The organism is Streptomyces tirandamycinicus (assembly GCF_003097515.1).
Classification (GTDB): domain Bacteria; phylum Actinomycetota; class Actinomycetes; order Streptomycetales; family Streptomycetaceae; genus Streptomyces; species Streptomyces tirandamycinicus.
Genome location: NZ_CP029188.1, coordinates 1,306,628 through 1,322,674 on the forward strand (window position 1 = coordinate 1,306,628; position 16,047 = coordinate 1,322,674).

Genomic DNA, 16,047 nt, shown 5'->3' on the forward strand with positions numbered 1-16,047 from the left:
GCGACGTCGCGGCGTTGTCATCCAGTGGGGAGTCGTGGTGTTCGAGGCCGTGGGGCTGCTGCTCGGCAGCCCATGGATCTATGCGGTGGTGGCGCTGTCCGTGCTCCTCGACGTGTTCCTGCCCGTGCTGCCGAGCGGCGTGCTGGTGATCACTGCCGCGACGGCGGCGGCGGGGACGACGGCCGCGGCGGGACAGGGCGCGGTGACCGGAACGACCGCGTTCGCGTCGGCCGCCATCCAAGCGTCCGGTGACGCGCCCTCGGTGCCGGCGCTGCTGCTGTGCGCGGCGACCGCGTCCGTGCTCGGTGACCTGGTCGCCTATCGGCTCGCCCGGCGCGGCGGGGAGCGGCTGGACCGCGCCATCGCCCGCTCCCGGCGTCTGGTGGCGGCACGGGAACGCCTCGGCGCGGCACTGAGCCGGGGCGGTGGACTGCTCGTCGTCATCGCCCGGTTCGCACCGGCGGGCCGGTCCGTCGTCTCCCTCGGCGCGGGCGCGGCGCACCGCAAGGTGCGGGAGTTCCTGCCCTGGTCGGCCCTGGCCGCCGTGGCCTGGGCGGGCTACAGCGTCGGCCTCGGCTGGTTCGGCGGGCAGTGGCTGGGCGCGACCTGGGTGGGCGTGGCGGTGTCCGTCGCCGCCCTCTTCGGCGCGGGCTTCGTCGCGGCCTATGTCATGCGGCGTCCGGCGCCGGATCCTGCGTAGCCTTCCGCGTCGCGCCTGCGCCGCCGCGCACCTCCAGCCCGTCGAGAAGCTTTCGCGTCGCCGCCGCCACCTCGTCGACTGCGCGGTCGAACACCTCCCGGTTGTGCGCGGCGGGCGCCCGGAACCCGGACACCTTCCGTATGAACTGCAGGGCGGCGGCCCTGATGTCCTCCTCGGTGGCTTCTTCGGGGAGGACGGGCGGTCGAAGGGTCTTGATGCTGCGGCACATGAATCCAGTGTGGGCCACGGCACTGACAGACGGGCTCCTCGGAGGGCGCCGGGCAGGCCGGGCCAGGCAGGCCGGTGCTGGTCAGACGGCGCAGGTCAGGCGATGAAGGTCAGGCGGCGCGGGTCAGGCAGGGCGGGTCAGGCGGCGCGGGTCAGGCGAAGGACTCCGCCCGCGAGCGGGGCCCCGGCAGGGGTGCCGGCCGCCCCGGGCTCCTCGTCCGCCTCACCGGCCTCGGCGCGCTCTGCGGCGACGGCCGCGGCCCACTCCACGAGCAGCTGCTGGTACCTCGCCTCGTCCGCGGTGGACAGCCGGCTCCCGGACTTCTCCCACAACGCACGAATCTCCGCATTCACCACGGCTGCGGACCGCACGGAACCAAGCTCGCGAAGGGTTGGGGACATGGGCACAAGGTTACGCGGCGGGACCGACAACCGTGACCCGCCGAACCGCCGCGGTGACGCGCACCACCGGCCCGCGCACCGCGATCGTGGCTGGTGGGGGCGCCCGGCGTCCCCGCTCGACGTGTCTTCCCTCACACCCTCCCAACACCCGCGTCCTCACGCGGACTTTACGAAAACATTGATCCCGCGTTCACCAGGACCGTTGACTGCTCGTCCGCTCCCGGCGGAAGGGGAACGCCTCGGAGGCCGGAGGTTCCGATGACCGAGCCCTGGACGCAGACCGCGACCGGCGTCCTCCGCCTGCCCTCCGGGCGGCTGATGCGGGGACGCGGCCTGCGGCATCCACTGCCGGACGGCCCCACGCCCACGTACGCGCTGTATCTGCTGGACAAGCGGCCTCCCGACGTCCCCTGGGATGCCGAGTGGCTGCGCTGGCCGGACTTCCGCCTGCCCCGCGACCGGGACCGCGCACAGACCGCACTGGGCGAGGTCTGGGCGCGGGCGGCCACGGAGCGGGTCGAAGTCGCCTGCGGCGGCGGACGCGGCCGTACCGGCACGGCGCTGGCGTGCCTCGCCGTCATCGACGGCGTACCGGCCGCCGCGGCGGTGGCCTTCGTTCGGCGCCACTACGACCGCCATGCCGTCGAGACTCCCTGGCAGCGCCGGTACGTACGCCGCTTCCCGCTTCCGTGAGCGGGTGCTCCGCCCGGACGGAGACCGACCTCGGCACGGTGAGGCCGGAGGAGCCCGCCGGGTGCCCGGCGCGCCGGCCGGATCGCCCGGACCGGTCCCCCGTCCGGGTGGCGGCGACGGATCCGCGCCACCGGCCGGCCCCCGGAGCACCACGCTGGAGCGGACTGAAGGAGAGTCCGCATGGTGCCGAAGCCCCCGTCGTGCCCGCAGTGCCCCTCACGTCCCCCGCTGTGGAAGGACACCACCCGCACCGCCCCCGGCTCCGAGGACCGGTGGCGCTGGTACTGCACGTACTGCACGCGGCGCTGGGCCCCCACACCGGAGCACCGGCTCAGGTTCACGGTCTTCCCACGGGTACCGCAACGCCCCCCGCGATGACCGCTCGTCGGCCGGCCACCGCCCCAGGGCTCGCCGCCCAACCCGCTGAGCCGCACCCGCACAGGCCGAGGCCGATGAGCCGGACCCGATAGGCCGAGGCCGATGAGCCGAGGCCGATAAGCCGAGCCCGGCGCACGGACTCACTGCTTCAGGGCGACCTTGAACGCCACGATCAGCAGGCCGAGGACCAGGTTGACCGCTCCGGCCGCGAGCATGATGCGCCCCGACGCCCCGGCCCGGAACGCCGCCACGACCGCCCAGCCGACCTGCCCCGCCACCGCGACACCGAGGGCCAGCCACACCGTCCCCTCCAGGTCCAGCCCCAGCAGCGGGCTGGCGGCGACCGCGAGGGCCGGTGGGACGGCCGCCTCGAGGATCGGCCGCTCGGACACGCAGATGCGCCGGATCTCGGGCCCGCCCGGTGACACATAGGCGATGCGCTGCCCGAAGAACCGGGCGAAGACGTGCGCGGCCCAGAAGACCACTCCGGTGCCGAGCAGAAGCAGGATGAGTTCCAGCCGCGGGAACGAACCGAGCGCTCCCGCGCCGACCACCACGGAAGCCGCGAGCAGCGAACCGTACACGGCACCGGTGTAGTCGCCACGGCCGGCGGCGGCCGCCGGGGCCGCCCGGGGACGCTCGGCAGGGCTCTGGGCTGTCATGCATTCAGTGTCGCGGGACACCCCGCGCCCCGCGCGGCCGCACGAGGCCGCTCAGGTCCGGCGGCGAGCCCGGCCCGGCCCGCAGCGCCCCGGGCCGGGCCGGGGCCGAACTGGCACAGGCCGATCCGGGCCGAACGGGCGCAGGCCGGGCGGCTCCCGCCGTACGCGCGTGCCGCCGTACATGCGCTCCGCCATGCACTCCGCGGTACTCGTGGGGCTCAGGGCTCGTCCTCCGCGATCGCCCAGCGTGGCCGGACCGCCGACGCGGCCGGCCGCTGACCGTTCGCGCGCGCCGCGTCGCCCGGGTGGGACGAACCGCCCGGGCGGCGCTCGGGAGCACGCTGCGTCCGGTGCGCGTCGTCCGCCTCGTCACCGCCACCGGCGACACGGTCGGCAGCGCCCGCGTGCCGACCGCCACCACGTCCTCCGGCAGCACCGGGACCGCCCGTACCCCCAGTACCGCCATCGCCAGTATCGCCAGGACCACTGCCGCCGATGTCGACCCCGTCTCCGGCGCGAGTTCCGCTGCCGGGCGCCAGCGACCTCTGCGCGGCGGCCCGCCCGTCGAGACGCCACGGGCGGGCGTCGGCGGAACCGCGGGCCGGAGACAGCCGGGCCACCGTCTGGTGGGACATGCCCAGCAGCCGGCACGCGTCACCCTGGCTCACACACAGGTCCTCCACGAGGGTGCGTACGGCGTCGGACAGCGCCTGCCGCTCGGCCGAGTCGGCCGCCGCACGCCGTCGCCGGGCCTCCGTCACGCTGTGCAGCAGGGGAGCGAACTCCGGAACCACCAGCTCCACGCCGACCGTGTCCGGAACCGTCCCGAGCGCCTCGGCGATGGCCTCGCGGGCCATGTCCTCGGCCTCGTCGAGGGTGCGGCACTGCGTGTGGATCGCGAGTTCCGGAACGTCGACGGCCCACCACCGGCCGATCCTGCGCAGCCGGGCCTGGTAGCCAGTGGTCATGAGGACTCGGCCTCCTTCGGTTCTCGGCTGCGGTCTCCGGCCGCCCCACCTGGCGGCGGTCTCCCGCCCTCCACCGGTGCTCCAGAGGCCGGGCAGCTGACCCGCGGCGAGCGGTGCACGGCCCCTTACGGCCGCGCGGGCACGGACGGCACGGACGGCACGGACGGCACGGACGGCATCGAACAGGACGGGCGGCATCAAACGGAACGGGCGGCATGGGCGGCACGGGCGGGTGTCGGCGCCGGTGACTCCGGCACCGGTGAGGCCGGCGCCGACTCCCGCCCGCGTACGGTGTGCCGCGACGGATGTCAGCCGATGCAGAGCCCGACCACGCACACCTGGGCCGGCGCCCCGCCGGGCGGCACCGGCAGCAGCCCCGCGGGCGGTGTGGCCGGGCCGGGGGGCTCGGCGGCGGGGGGCGGCGAGGTGGTCCCGGGCGCGGGCGCGGCGGGGGCCTGCCCACCGGCCGACTGCTCGGGTGCCCGGGGTGCGGAGGACGGTGCGGTGCGCTGGTCGTCGCGGGGCAGGGGCGCCGTCTGCTGGTCCGGGACGGCTGTCGCCGACCGGCCCGCCATCCTGGTGCTCCCTGCCGCCCCCGTCACCGCCGTCTCCGCCGGCGCCTCCGCACGGGGCTGCGCGGCCTCGGCGCCGCGCCGGTGTGCGCCGGTGCCGGCGGGGCGGTCGGCGCCGGGCCGGGGTGCAGCCGCGCTGTCCGGTGTCCCGATGGGGACGGCGCCCGGCGGCACGGATCCGGACGGCGTGGCCCCGGTCCCCGGCTCCGGAGGTGCGGAAGCGAGCGCGGGACCGGTGGAGGGCTTTCCGGTGGGCAGCGCGGCGATCGTCAGACCGCCGCCGACCAGGGCGACGGCCGTCGCGGCCGCGGCCCGGCGCCGGTGCTTCTTCCAGCGCGCGAGCTGCCGGCGCCGGGCGGCCCGGCCCTGACCGGTGGCGGCGCCGGAGACGGCGGCGTCCACCTCGGACCCGTCGGCGCCGGGGCCGTCGGGAGAACCGGTGCCCGCCGTGCCGTCCGCCGTGGAGGTCGCGAACGCGTCGAACGTGTCCGTCCCGTACGCGGCAAAGCCGTCGGGCGATCCGGCGCCATCGCGGCCTGCGTGGAGGTACGGCGCGCTGCCGGGGTGGGCAGCCCGATCGCGGACGTCACGCCCGGCCATCGGCGACGGTCGCACGGTCGTTGCGGGGACTCCCGCGTCGTGGCGACGGGCAGGCGGGGCGATGTCCGGGGCGTAGGCACCGCAACCCGGGCACACGAGTGCGCCATTGAGGTCTCTGCGGCACGAGGAGCAGTAGTCCATCTGCGATCTTTCTGTGCTGACTGCGCCACAAGGGGCGCCGGCGAACTGTTCACGCACGCGGGATGAACTGTTCACGCACGCGGGATCGAGCGGCCAGTAACGCTAACGGTCCGATCCGAACGGAACGCGCAGCCCTTGTGATGCTCCTGCGAAGATTTTCCGACGGCCGCCCCGGGTATTCCCACTCCGGTTGCCATGAATCGGACGACTTGGGCGCCGCGTCGTGAGGCCCGCGACTTTCCCCGTGATTCCGGCGACATATCACGGGATATCACGGGTCGGATCGCGGACCTCACCGGCTTACGCGGCCCAGTCCTGGTGGATTGCGTCAGAGCCGACGCACCCGTGCGGCGATTCCATGGCCGAGCAGCAGGTAGATCACGGCCGGGAGACCGTAATTGAGGATGACCCGGAGACCTTCGCTGTCCATGGTGAAGATGTCCTGCGACCAGCCCGCCAGCCAGTCGGACACATCGTGCACGAAGCCGACGAATACGTTTCCCTCGTTGGCACCGAGCAGATAGAGCAGGATCCAGAGGATCAGAAATCCTGCGGCTATGTCCGCGATCGTGTGGATGACCAGGGCCGCCCGGTTTGCTCCGGCGCCGTCCCGGTTGGGGCGGTAACCCTCCCGCTGTGGCGGATAGGGGTTGTTGTAGGGCTCATTTACCGGCATGGGTTCATGGGGATTGCTCATGCCCTGCTTGCTTGCCTCGCGCGAATACGCGAAACCTCTTCCAAACCTGCGATTGCATATCGATTCCCCGGAGTAATGAACCCCGGCGACGCCGCGGGCGCCTCGCCCGCGGCGCCCGGGACCGGCCGTGACGCCCGCGGTGCCGGGGCCGCCGGTGCCCGGAGCACTGCGGCGGCCTGAGTTCGGCCGGGCCGCTCGGCCCTCGTCCGCCGGGGCCCTGGAAAGCCCACACCGCTGCTCACGCGACCGGTCCGGTCTCGCTCCCCCCGTCGTCCGAGGCGGCTGCGGGGAGGATGGGGAGGATCTGGTCGAGGCCGACGACACGGAGAATGCGCAGGGTGTGGGCGGGTACGGCGGCGAGTGCGAGGTCCGCCCGGGCGGCCTGGGCGTGGTGGTGGGCCGCGATCAGGGCGGTGATACCGCTGGAGTCGCAGAACTCCATACCGCTCAGATCCATCACGAGGCGCTGGCCCGGCCGGAGTTCGATCGTGGGGATCAGTTCACGCAGCCGGATGGCACTGCTGTGGTCGAGCTCGCCGAAGACCTCCACGACGGGACCGATGGCAGCGTCTCGGGCGGTGATCTTCAGTGGGCTCATGGGCTGCTTCCCGTCCGGGGGTCGAGGGCTGGGACGCCGAGGGCGAGCAGGGCGGTGTCGTCGTCGAGGCCGTCGCCGAAGCTGTTCAGCAGGCCGGCCAGGGCCTCCATCAGGGCGGGCGGTGTCCTTCCGGCGTGGGCGGCGGCGAACGCGAGCAGGGCTTCGTCACCGTACCGGCCAGCGCGGTCCTCACCGGTGCGGGCTTCGGTGAGGCCGTCGGTGTACAGCAGGAGGGTGTCGCCGGGGGTGAGGACGGCCGTGGCGGTGCCGAAGCGGGCGGAGGGCAGGATGCCGACGAGCAGGCCGCCGGGGGTGGGCAGGAACTCGGCGGTGCCGTCGGCCCGTACGACGACGGCCGGAGGGTGGCCTCCTGAGGCGAGGTGGACGGCGACGCGGCCGGTGGCGGCGTCGGGTTCGAGGGTGCCGAAGACGGCGGTGCAGTAGCGCGGATCCCCGCCTGCGGAGTAGCGCTCGTGGAGGACCTTGTTGAGGGTGGTCAGCGCGGAGACGGGGTCGGGATCGTGCAGCGCGGCGGCGCGCAGGGTGTAGCGGGTCAGCGAGGTGATCGCGGCGGCCTGGGGGCCCTTTCCGCACACGTCGCCGAGGAAGAAGCCGAAGCGCTTGCCGTCGAGGGAGAAGACGTCGTAGAAGTCGCCGCCGAGCCGGTCGGGATGGGCGGTGTGGTAGTGGGCGGCCACCTCCATGCCGGGAACCGGGGGCAGTTGGTCGGGCAGCAGCGACTGCTGGAGTACGGCGAGGGCGTGCTGAAGCCGGGCCCGGTCCGCCTCGGCCTGCTTGCGTGCCTCTTCGGCCGCTTTCCGGCCGCGCAGGAGTTCCTCCTCGTACGCGCGGCGGTCCCGGGCGTCGAAGACCGTGGTACGGATCAGCAGGGGCTCGCCCGTGTCGGCGTGCTTCACCGCGGAGGACACCAGCACCGGCATCCGGGCGCCGCCGGTCTGCTTGATCTCCAGGGCTATGCCGCTGATCTCGCCCTGCATGCGCAGCAGCGGCGCGAAGTGGGTCTCGTGGTACAGCTTTCCGCCGACGGTCAGCAGGTCGGTGAACCGCATCCGGCCCACCACCGCCTCGCGTTCCAGGCCGAGCCAGCCGAGCAGCGTGGCGTTGATCTTCGCGATGGTGCCGTCCATCAGCGTCGACAGATACCCGCACGGGGCGCTCTCGTAGAGCTCCTCGGCACTGTCCTCCAGCAGCGCGGCGAACGCCGCGCCGGACGCTCCCCGGTCGCCGGCCGCCGGATCGGGATGCCGCTCCGTGCGGCACATCACCGCAATCCGGCCAGGAAGCTCAGGATCGCGTCGTTGGTGGCATCGGGCGCGGACAGGTGCGGGCAGTGCCCGGTCGCGTCGAGCGTGAGCAGTGTCGACGAGGGGATCGCCTGGTGGACGAAGGCGCCCACCTCCCGGGGGGCGACGGCGTCCTGGGTGCACTCCAGCACCAGGGTCGGCACCCGCACGTTCTTCAGGTCGTCCCTGGAATCCGACAGGAACGTGGTCCGGGCGAACACCCGCGCCATGTCCGGATCCGTGGCGCAGAAGCTGTTCCTCAGCTCCTCACCGAGTTCCGGCCGGTCCTCGTTCCCCATGATCACCGGCGCCATCGCCGCCGACCAGCCCAGATAGTTCGACTCCAGCGACGCCAGGAGCTCGTCGATGTCGTCGGCGCTGAACCCGCCGCGGTAGCCGTCGTCGTCGATGTACCGCGGGGAGGGAGCGACCATGACCAGCGCCCCGAGGCGTTCCGGAGCCCGGTCGGCGGCCAGCACGCCGACCATCGCGCTCACGGAGTGGCCGACGAACACCGCGTCCCGCACATCGAGTGCCTCGCAGACCTCCACCACGTCCAGGGCGTAACCGTCCAGAGAGGCGTAGCGGCGCTCCGAGAACGCGGCGGCGTCCGAGCGGCCCGAACCGACGTAGTCGAACAGCACCACCCGGTACTTCTCGACCAGGGCGGGAACCGTCAGCCGCCACATGTTCTGATCGCAGCCGAACCCATGGGCCAGCACCACCGTCCGCCCATCCGGGTTGCCGATGATGCTCACGTTGTTCCTGCGGGCGATGTCCATGTCGGGGAGTCTCTCAGGCCCCCTCCAGCGTTCCGCCATCGCCTCCGTTCCTCCACGTCACGCCCCACGCCTTCACACCGGTTCGCGGGGGGAAGGTGACCGAAGCCTTGCCCGATGGCGTCGCTTACGGCCGGGTCGAGGCACCAGTGGAGCACCGGCGAGAGCGGTCCTCTCCCACTCCCCGGCCACTCCCCGACCGTGGTTCCCTCCCTCACGCGATGCACCTCGTCCATCACGCAGCCGGGGAACAGTCCGACGTGCCCGTGGCGCTCGGTGCCGGGACGGCTACGGACGTACGAAACGTCAGCGCGGTGGCCGCGGCTCATCCACCGTCGATTCCACGGCGGATCCTGATGCCGGAGCCCCCCAGCCGAGATCGGCTGGGGGGCTCGGCTGGTGGGAAGCCTGCGCGGTCCCATGGTCGGGCGACTCGTACTGGCCCCGCCGGTACCCTTGGCTGACCGCTGCTGCGCGGTCGTCTTGGCACGGTAGTGGCACGCAATGGCACGGCGGCAAACTGCGTTGCGCCGAGGTGCGCGAGTCGGTTTCGATCAAGGCCATGACCGATGGTGCCGCAATCGACGTTGCCGACGACCGGATTCTCGCCAAACAGATCATCCGCGGGCTCATGGTGATCCGAGAACACCTCGGCTGTTCGCTCCATGAGGCCCTGGAGGTCTTCGCCGCGCGCTATGAGGTCCTGCGCGTCGAGCGTCCTGACGACTTCGTGTGCAGTCGTGACGAGTACGGGGTCGGCTTCTACTCGTAGAGATCGCCATCGATGAGGCGTCGCCACTGACTGCCTCGATGCGAACTACGGGCGGGGCGGTCGCCGGGGTCTGCTGGGCTGGACGGTCGGCCTCACGGGTGTGTTGGGGATCGGCTGCGGTCACGAGGTTGCTGTACTTCGTTGCCGTAAAGGATACTGACAACCGTCTTGAAAGTTCGATCGGCGACGTGCTGCGGCACTCGGATTGGGGCCCGGCGAAGTCGGGTTGGTTCGCTCGGGGCCGCCGCTGTCCACCGCCGTTGATGCCAGGTGTGGATGTCAGAACGGGAGCATGTCCGGATCCTCAGAGATCCGACGGGCGAACTCGTCTATGGCTTGCGGCGGAACGCCTTGGGCATCTTCCTCGCGCAGTGCTTCGACGAGAGCCTGCCGGACCGTTGCGTAATATCAGGTCGTAAGTGCAAGTTGCCCCAGCCTGAAAGGTCACACGTGCCCGGGGCATCTTCAGGTCGCTGCTGCCCCAATGGACCAGTCGAGCGCCTCACCCGGGGCCCTCGTCCGTCGGGCTGAGGGCCCCATGGCGAGCCGCGGGACTTGCGCCCGCGGCCTCATCCTTATCAGGTCGATCTTGGGGACTCCGGGACCTCGCGCGACACGCCTCGCGCGCCGCCTGGCCTGCCGCTGACGTGCGGCATCGATCGGCGAGATTCGCGGTCGTTGGTGTCAGCCGCTGATGTCAGGAGCTCAGGCCCTCTTGACGGGGCAGGTACTCACCACAGGCGGACTGCTGTTTCTGTGATCACGATTGCACCGAGAACGCCCGCCGTGATCCTTATGGTCGTGGGGGTGAATATGCGGCTCACCCCGATGCGATTCGCTGCGTAGCCATGGATGCGCCACGCGGAGTCGCGAAGGTTGCACGCGACGATCACGCCTACGGCTGCAAACACCAGGTCCCACGCCACTCGTACCCAAGTCATCGATACCCCTCTGGCCTCATTGTGCAGGAAAGATCGACGTCACGAGCGGAAGCCGGAGCGGGTGTTCAGACGACACGCTCATCGGCCCGAGGTGATCGATGCAGCGTCCAAGTGGGCTGCGGCCTTGGGGAACTTGGCTTCCAGCGCGTCCAGAACGTGGGTCATCTGGGCGGTCACCGCGTCGGTGTCGGGCTGTTCGAAGACCGTCCGCAGCAGCGTGGCGACCCAGGGCTGGGCCGACTTCGGGACCTGGCTCAGCAAGTTCCTCGCGTAGTGGGTGCGGCAGCGCTGCCACGAGGCGCCGGGCAGCACCACGCCGATCGCGTCGACGAGGCCGGCGTGCGCGTCGGAGATGACGAGCTGGACGCCGGACAGGCCCCGGGCGATCAAGAAAACGCAGGAAGGCGAGCCAGCCCGCGCCGTCCTCGGCAGTGGCGACGTCCAGGCCGAGGATCTCGCGGTGGCCGTCGGCGTTGACGCCGACCGCGATCAGGGCGTGGACGTTGATGATGCGGCCGCCCTCGCGGACCTTCTGCGTGAGCGCGTCGACCCGGACGAACGAGTACGGGCCGGCGTCCAGGGGCCGGTTACGGAAGGCGGTGACCTGCTCGTCCAGGTGCTTGGCCATCGCACTGACCTGGGACTTCGACAGCTGCGTCACCCCGAGGGACTCGGCGAGCTTCTCGACCCGGCGGGTGGAGACACCGAGCAGGTGGGCGGTGGCGACCACCGAGATCAGGGCCTGCTCGGCCCGGCGTCGATGCTCGAGAAGCCAGTGTGGGAAGTAACTGCCCTGCCTCAGCTTGGGAACGGCGAGCTCGACGGTCCCGGCGCGGGTGTCCCACTCGCGCGGGCGATAGCCATTGCGTTGGTTGACTCTCTCGTCGCTGACCTGCCCGTATTCGGCATTGCAGAGGGCGTCGGCCTCTGCGGACATGAGCGCGTCGGCGAACGTCTTGACCATCGCGCGCAGCAGATCGGGACTCGCCGCGGCGAGGTTGTCCTCGGCGAGGACGTGCAGGGGCACACTGTCTGGTGCGGTCATCGTGCTGATCTCCTTCGAGCTCTCGACAACTCGAAGATCAGCCGGTGGCCGTTCTTCTATCCGGCCCCTCACTCCGACGCCGGGACAAACGCCCGGATCAGGTGGGAACCGGTACACCACTTCTCAGGACGCAACCCGTAAGCCCAGGCGGAGCACACGCTCTGGCCTGGGCCTTTACCAACCAGCTAGCTGGTCAGCGCGGTGGGCGCGGACGGTTTCGAACCGCCGACATCTGCTTTGTAAGTTCGCCCGCCCACCCATGCGGCCGTGGGCTTGTGACTACAGCACTGGAGCGAGACTGTCGCAACGGCCAGTCGGAGTCCGCCGTCGTGCGGTGACGTTGCCGTCAGACACTGCCGTCACGAGCCGCTGAGCCGGTCGGCACACCGCCGCGTCGACGGGGAGGACGGGGTCACCGTCGACCTCGCCATCCTCGAGCGCGGAACACCCCCACCTCGGCGTGGAGGACTCTGGGAGCACGCCGTGAAGCTCGCGGCGGACCGGAACACCCCCGCGTCGGCGGGGAGAACCCGAGGCTATATCGCGCCTTCTCCGCGATCGTCGGAACACCCCCGCGTCGGCGGGGAGGACCCGACGCCGTTCCCGACCTCGCAGGGCATGACCGGAACACCCCCGCGTCGGCGGGGAGGACCGTTCCACGTCTGCAGGCCGTGCATGCGGCGGCGGAACACCCCCGCGTCGGCGGGGAGGACCGCCCGGTCTGTGGTGAGGACAACGGGTTCGTCGGAACACCCCCGCGTCGGCGGGGAGGACATGGCCGTGCCGATCGTGGCGCGCGCGGAGGACGGAATACCCCCGCGTCGGCGGGGAGGACGCGGTGTTCGGCTTGCACGCCTTGTAGACGTGCGGAACACCCCCGCGTCGGCGGGGAGGACGACCGGCCCTTCGTGTGGACCGTCCGCAACTGCGGAACACCCCCGCGTCGGCGGGGAGGACGGCCCCTCTCTTCCGGGAGTCCTCCCATGAACCGGAACACCCCCGCGTCGGCGGGGAGGACGTCCGGGAGTTCGGAACTCTGGGACTCTGTGCCGGAACACCCCCGCGTCGGCGGGGAGGACGTGGCCTCAGCGATGTACGTCGCGTTCGCGGCCGGAACACCCCCGCGTCGGCGGGGAGGACTCGACAAGGGCCCAGCCCTTCCTGGCGATGTGCGGAACACCCCCGCGTCGGCGGGGAGGACTATGCCTCGTCCTCGGTCCAGTCGGACCGTGACGGAACACCCCCGCGTCGGCGGGGAGGACGCCGCCATGCGGGAGCAGGGCGACCTCCTCGACGGAACACCCCCGCGTCGGCGGGGAGGACCGGGCCGTGAAGGTCGGCGTGGGCGCGGTCGGCGGAACACCCCCGCGTCGGCGGGGAGGACCCGTCCCAGGTGCTGCTCGAACTGCACCGTGTCGGAACACCCCCGCGTCGGCGGGGAGGACGCCGCGTCGAACAAGTCGATCGTGTCGACGGGCGGAACACCCCCGCGTCGGCGGGGAGGACACTTCGTGAGCTGCAGCTTAACTACGGCTTTGCCATCCCTTTACCAAAGCGGCGACAGCCGTAGATTGGAGATGCGTCACTCAGCACGCGACAACCGTAGCCGAGGTCGGCACGGCGTTGTCAGCAGCATGTGCTTCGATCCGGCGCATGGCTACTGCGGAGGGCGCGGTGCGTTGGGGGGGGATGGTTCATGTCTAGTGTCTCCTGGGGATTCCCCGACCAGTCGCTGTGGGGCAAGTCGAGAGGGTTGGATCCTGAGCTGCCTCCATATCCGCTGGTGCGGCATTTGATCGATACAGCAGCGATGGCTCTGCACATCTGGGATGTGTATCTGTCAGGCAATCAGCGGCGAAGCATCAGTCAGGGGATGGGTTTCGAGGAGGAACCAGAGCGGGCGAGGGCCGTGGTCGCGCTGTGTGCTGGGCTGCATGACATTGGGAAGGTCTCAGGCTTTCAGTTCTGCTCCCATAGGGCTCGCGCACATCTGAGTGCCACCTTCCTGTCCGAACAGGGAGCCCTCGGCAACGAACGGATCGCCCACGACGTGGCCGGGATGCGAGCGGTGTCGGCCGTCCTGGGGGCTCTGGGTTTCGAGGGCGACGCCGACGAGATGGCGAAGGCGGCGGAGCGGATTGCAGAAATCGTCGGCGGCCACCACGGACGATTCCACCGCAACGAATTCCACGGCGACCCGCCCTTCCTCGGCGGCCCGGCCTGGGCGCGGCAGCGCGAGGCTCATGCCGTCGCCGTGCATGAACTGCTGGGCTCACCACAAGCGCCAGGGGAGTTCAAGGCGCCGGCCGCAGCGCTTGTGACGGGGGTGGTGATCCTGGCGGACTGGTTGATGAGTCAGGAGGAGTACCTGTGCCGCCGCCAGCAGGTCCTGGAGCCCTCCTTGCAAGCTCACTTCACCCAGTCGAAGGCGGACGCCGCGACGCTGCTGGCAGAAGCCGGGTTGACCCCGGTGGATCTGGAACGCAGGGGATTCTCAGAGACGTACGGCATCAATGGGCAGCCCAATCCCTTGCAGCGGTCCGTGATGGACGAATTGCCGAGCGTGGTACGCGACGCCACCCGCGGCGGCATTTTGCTCGTCACGGCTGCGCCTGGAGACGGCAAGAGCGAGACAGCCCTGGAGGCCGAGCGGGTCCTGTCCGGGGCATTCGGGACGCGGGGGTTCGCGTTCCTGCTGCCGACGATGGCGACGAGTGATCAGATGTACAGCCGGATCGCCTCAACGCTTCAGCGGCAGGCGGGCCAGGATGCGGGACTCACGCTCACCCACAGCATGGCATGGCTGAGCAGCGCATACGCCGACCACGACCTGGTCTCCGGGCAGCGCATTTCGGCTGGTGACGGCGACGAGGAGGAGGGCGAGACCGGCGGGCGGTGTGAAGCGGACATGCGCCCCCGGCAGTGGCTCCGCGGAGCGAAGCGTCCCTTGCTGGCACAGTTCACGGTTGGCACGGTCGATCAGGCGCTGATGTCGGTACTGCCGGTGCGGCACAACGCGCTGCGAATGCTGGCTCTGTCGGGCAAGACGTTCATCATCGACGAGGCGCACGCGTACGACCCTTACATGCAGGTGCTGCTCGGCAGGTTGCTGAACTGGCTCGGCTGGTATGGGGTACCGGTGGTCCTGCTGTCAGCGACTCTGCCCAGGTCAATCAGCGACCGACTCATCAAGGAATATCTGCAGGGTGTAGGACATGGGCGAAGGTCGTTGCGCGGGAGGACGTTCCCGGCGCCCTATCCGGGCTGGCTGTACGTTGACGGCGCCTCGGCACGCGCTACGGAAATCTCAGAGCCTCGGCAACTGGAACAGGCTGCCGCGCGGAGCATGGAGCTGCGCGTGCGTGTGGAGCCGGTAGTCCACGGCGAACGCCCGGGTTCAAGGGATCGGCTGACCGTCATCGAGCGCTTGCTGGAGCCGGTAGTGCGGGAGAGGGGCGGCTGCGCGCTGGTGGTCTGCAACACCGTGGGCGACGCGCAGGAGACGTATATGCGGCTGCGAGAGCGGTTCGACCACCGGTCTCACGCCGAGGGCGGCTGTGTGCAGTTGCTACACGCGCGATTCCCGGGCGACATCCGGGAATCGCGGACGGCGGGCGTGACGGACGGGATGGGGCGCCGCGGGCCGCGTCCCGAGCGGCGAATCGTGGTGGCGACGCAGGTCGTCGAGCAGTCGCTCGATCTGGATGCCGACATCGTCATAAGCGACTTGGCCCCGCTGGCGTTGCTGCTGCAGCGGGCCGGCCGGTGCTGGCGGCACGAGAACTGGTGGGTTCAGCATGGTCGTCCTTGTGGGCGCGGGCGCCCCGGTTGGGCGAGAGAGCCGCAGTTGGTCGTCCTCGATCCGCTGACGTACGGGGGCGGCGTTCCCCGTCAGTGGGGCGAGGTGTACCCCAAGTTCCTGCTCACCGAGACGTCGAAAAGGCTGGGCGCGATTTCCGCGGCAACGATCTCGATTCCCGGCGATGTACAGGACCTGGTGGAGGCCGTGCATGGGGACCGGTCGGGCCTGTTCGACTGGGAGAACCCCGACCCTCGACGGTCGGCTGCCTGGAATGCCTATCGAGGCAAGGAACTGGCGGAGCAAGGCGTGGCAAGCGTGGTCGCCATCCCGGCGGCTCGGAGCGTGCGCAATCTACACGACCTGCACCATCTGCCCGGCAGCGAGGACGAGTGGGAGCTCTCCACTCGGTTGGGTGCGGACTCCGTGCGGCTGCTGTGCGCGTACGAGCAGGAGAACGGCCGGCTCACCCTTGACATCGCGGGCGAGGAACTGCTGCCCGACCCCGGCCGGGGCGAGAGAGTGCCTCCGGCCGCGGTGCGGGCCGTGATGCGACGCACCATTCCGGTGCGCGCGGACTGGTTCGGCGCCGAGGACGTGGAGGCCCTCAGCCCGCCGCTCTCCTGGACAGACCACCCAATGCTGAGCGACCTCCTTGTTCTGCACCAGCGAGTACGCGACGGGAACCCGCAGGCCGTCCCTGTCGGCGGCAAGTCAGTGATTCTGGACGGCGACTTGGGACTGGTACGAAGGTGAGCCGCCAGGCCG

At 71.0% G+C, this 16,047-nt stretch carries 13 protein-coding genes, 1 pseudogene and 1 CRISPR repeat array; of the genes and pseudogenes, 4 read left to right on the top strand and 10 right to left on the bottom strand.

The annotated features are described in order from the left end of the window. Positions 1-37 precede the first annotated feature (37 nt). On the top strand, positions 38-700 hold the full coding sequence (locus DDW44_RS05725; RefSeq protein WP_018892261.1) for a DedA family protein: 663 nt from the start codon (positions 38-40) through the stop codon (positions 698-700). On the opposite strand, the gene DDW44_RS05730 is transcribed toward DDW44_RS05725, so the two are convergent. Together DDW44_RS05730 and DDW44_RS05735 are read right to left on the bottom strand one after the other, a co-directional pair. Beyond that, on the bottom strand, positions 669-929 hold the full coding sequence (locus DDW44_RS05730; RefSeq protein ID WP_017945119.1) for a DUF2277 domain-containing protein: 261 nt from the start codon (positions 927-929) through the stop codon (positions 669-671). The genes DDW44_RS05725 and DDW44_RS05730 overlap by 32 nt on opposite strands. A 137-nt stretch (positions 930-1,066) precedes the next feature. Next, a complete protein-coding gene (locus tag DDW44_RS05735) occupies positions 1,067-1,330 on the bottom strand; it encodes a hypothetical protein (protein WP_240800727.1) in 264 nt (87 codons plus the stop codon). A 258-nt stretch (positions 1,331-1,588) separates the two neighbouring features. On the opposite strand from DDW44_RS05735, the gene DDW44_RS05740 reads away from it, so the two are divergent. After that, the gene (locus tag DDW44_RS05740) at positions 1,589-2,023 is read left to right on the top strand and encodes a phosphatase domain-containing protein (protein WP_108905737.1); all 435 of its coding nucleotides are present in this window, start codon (positions 1,589-1,591) and stop codon (positions 2,021-2,023) included. A gap of 518 nt (positions 2,024-2,541) precedes the next feature. Here the strand turns inward: DDW44_RS05740 and DDW44_RS05750 are convergent. The 7 genes from DDW44_RS05750 to DDW44_RS05780 form a co-directional block, all read right to left on the bottom strand. Continuing rightward, complete coding sequence (locus DDW44_RS05750; RefSeq protein WP_108905738.1) at positions 2,542-3,063, bottom strand: hypothetical protein; 522 nt, start codon at positions 3,061-3,063, stop codon at positions 2,542-2,544. A gap of 218 nt (positions 3,064-3,281) precedes the next feature. Then, a complete protein-coding gene (locus DDW44_RS05755) occupies positions 3,282-4,031 on the bottom strand; it encodes a type II toxin-antitoxin system HicB family antitoxin (RefSeq protein WP_108905739.1) in 750 nt (249 codons plus the stop codon). A gap of 308 nt (positions 4,032-4,339) precedes the next feature. Continuing rightward, positions 4,340-5,344, bottom strand: a complete 1,005-nt coding sequence (locus tag DDW44_RS05760; protein ID WP_425275622.1) for an SCO2400 family protein — start codon at positions 5,342-5,344, stop codon at positions 4,340-4,342. Between the two features lie 328 nt (positions 5,345-5,672). Next, a complete protein-coding gene (locus DDW44_RS05765) occupies positions 5,673-6,020 on the bottom strand; it encodes a hypothetical protein (protein ID WP_017945115.1) in 348 nt (115 codons plus the stop codon). 259 nt (positions 6,021-6,279) lie between these two features. Then, entirely contained in the window at positions 6,280-6,639 is a 360-nt protein-coding gene (locus DDW44_RS05770; protein ID WP_108905741.1) for an STAS domain-containing protein, read from the bottom strand. After that, the gene (locus tag DDW44_RS05775; protein ID WP_108905742.1) at positions 6,636-7,922 is read right to left on the bottom strand and encodes a PP2C family protein-serine/threonine phosphatase; all 1,287 of its coding nucleotides are present in this window, start codon (positions 7,920-7,922) and stop codon (positions 6,636-6,638) included. Before DDW44_RS05775 ends, DDW44_RS05770 begins: the two co-directional genes overlap by 4 nt. Beyond that, entirely contained in the window at positions 7,922-8,725 is an 804-nt protein-coding gene (locus DDW44_RS05780; RefSeq protein ID WP_108905743.1) for an alpha/beta fold hydrolase, read from the bottom strand. The genes DDW44_RS05775 and DDW44_RS05780 overlap by 1 nt, the downstream gene beginning before the upstream one ends. 559 nt (positions 8,726-9,284) lie before the next feature. Between DDW44_RS05780 and DDW44_RS05785 the strand changes: the two genes are divergently transcribed. Next, complete coding sequence (locus tag DDW44_RS05785; protein WP_108908740.1) at positions 9,285-9,494, top strand: hypothetical protein; 210 nt, start codon at positions 9,285-9,287, stop codon at positions 9,492-9,494. Between the two features lie 1,040 nt (positions 9,495-10,534). On the opposite strand, the pseudogene DDW44_RS05790 reads toward DDW44_RS05785, so the two are convergent. After that, positions 10,535-11,480: pseudogene (locus DDW44_RS05790) on the bottom strand (IS256 family transposase); the annotation flags it as partial. 379 nt (positions 11,481-11,859) lie between these two features. Then, a CRISPR array of direct repeats spans positions 11,860-12,986; the repeat unit is 29 nt; unit sequence CGGAACACCCCCGCGTCGGCGGGGAGGAC. Between the two features lie 190 nt (positions 12,987-13,176). On the opposite strand from DDW44_RS05790, the gene cas3 reads away from it, so the two are divergent. After that, positions 13,177-16,035, top strand: a complete 2,859-nt coding sequence (gene cas3, locus DDW44_RS05795; RefSeq protein WP_108905744.1) for a CRISPR-associated helicase Cas3' — start codon at positions 13,177-13,179, stop codon at positions 16,033-16,035. Positions 16,036-16,047: the final 12 nt, after the last annotated feature.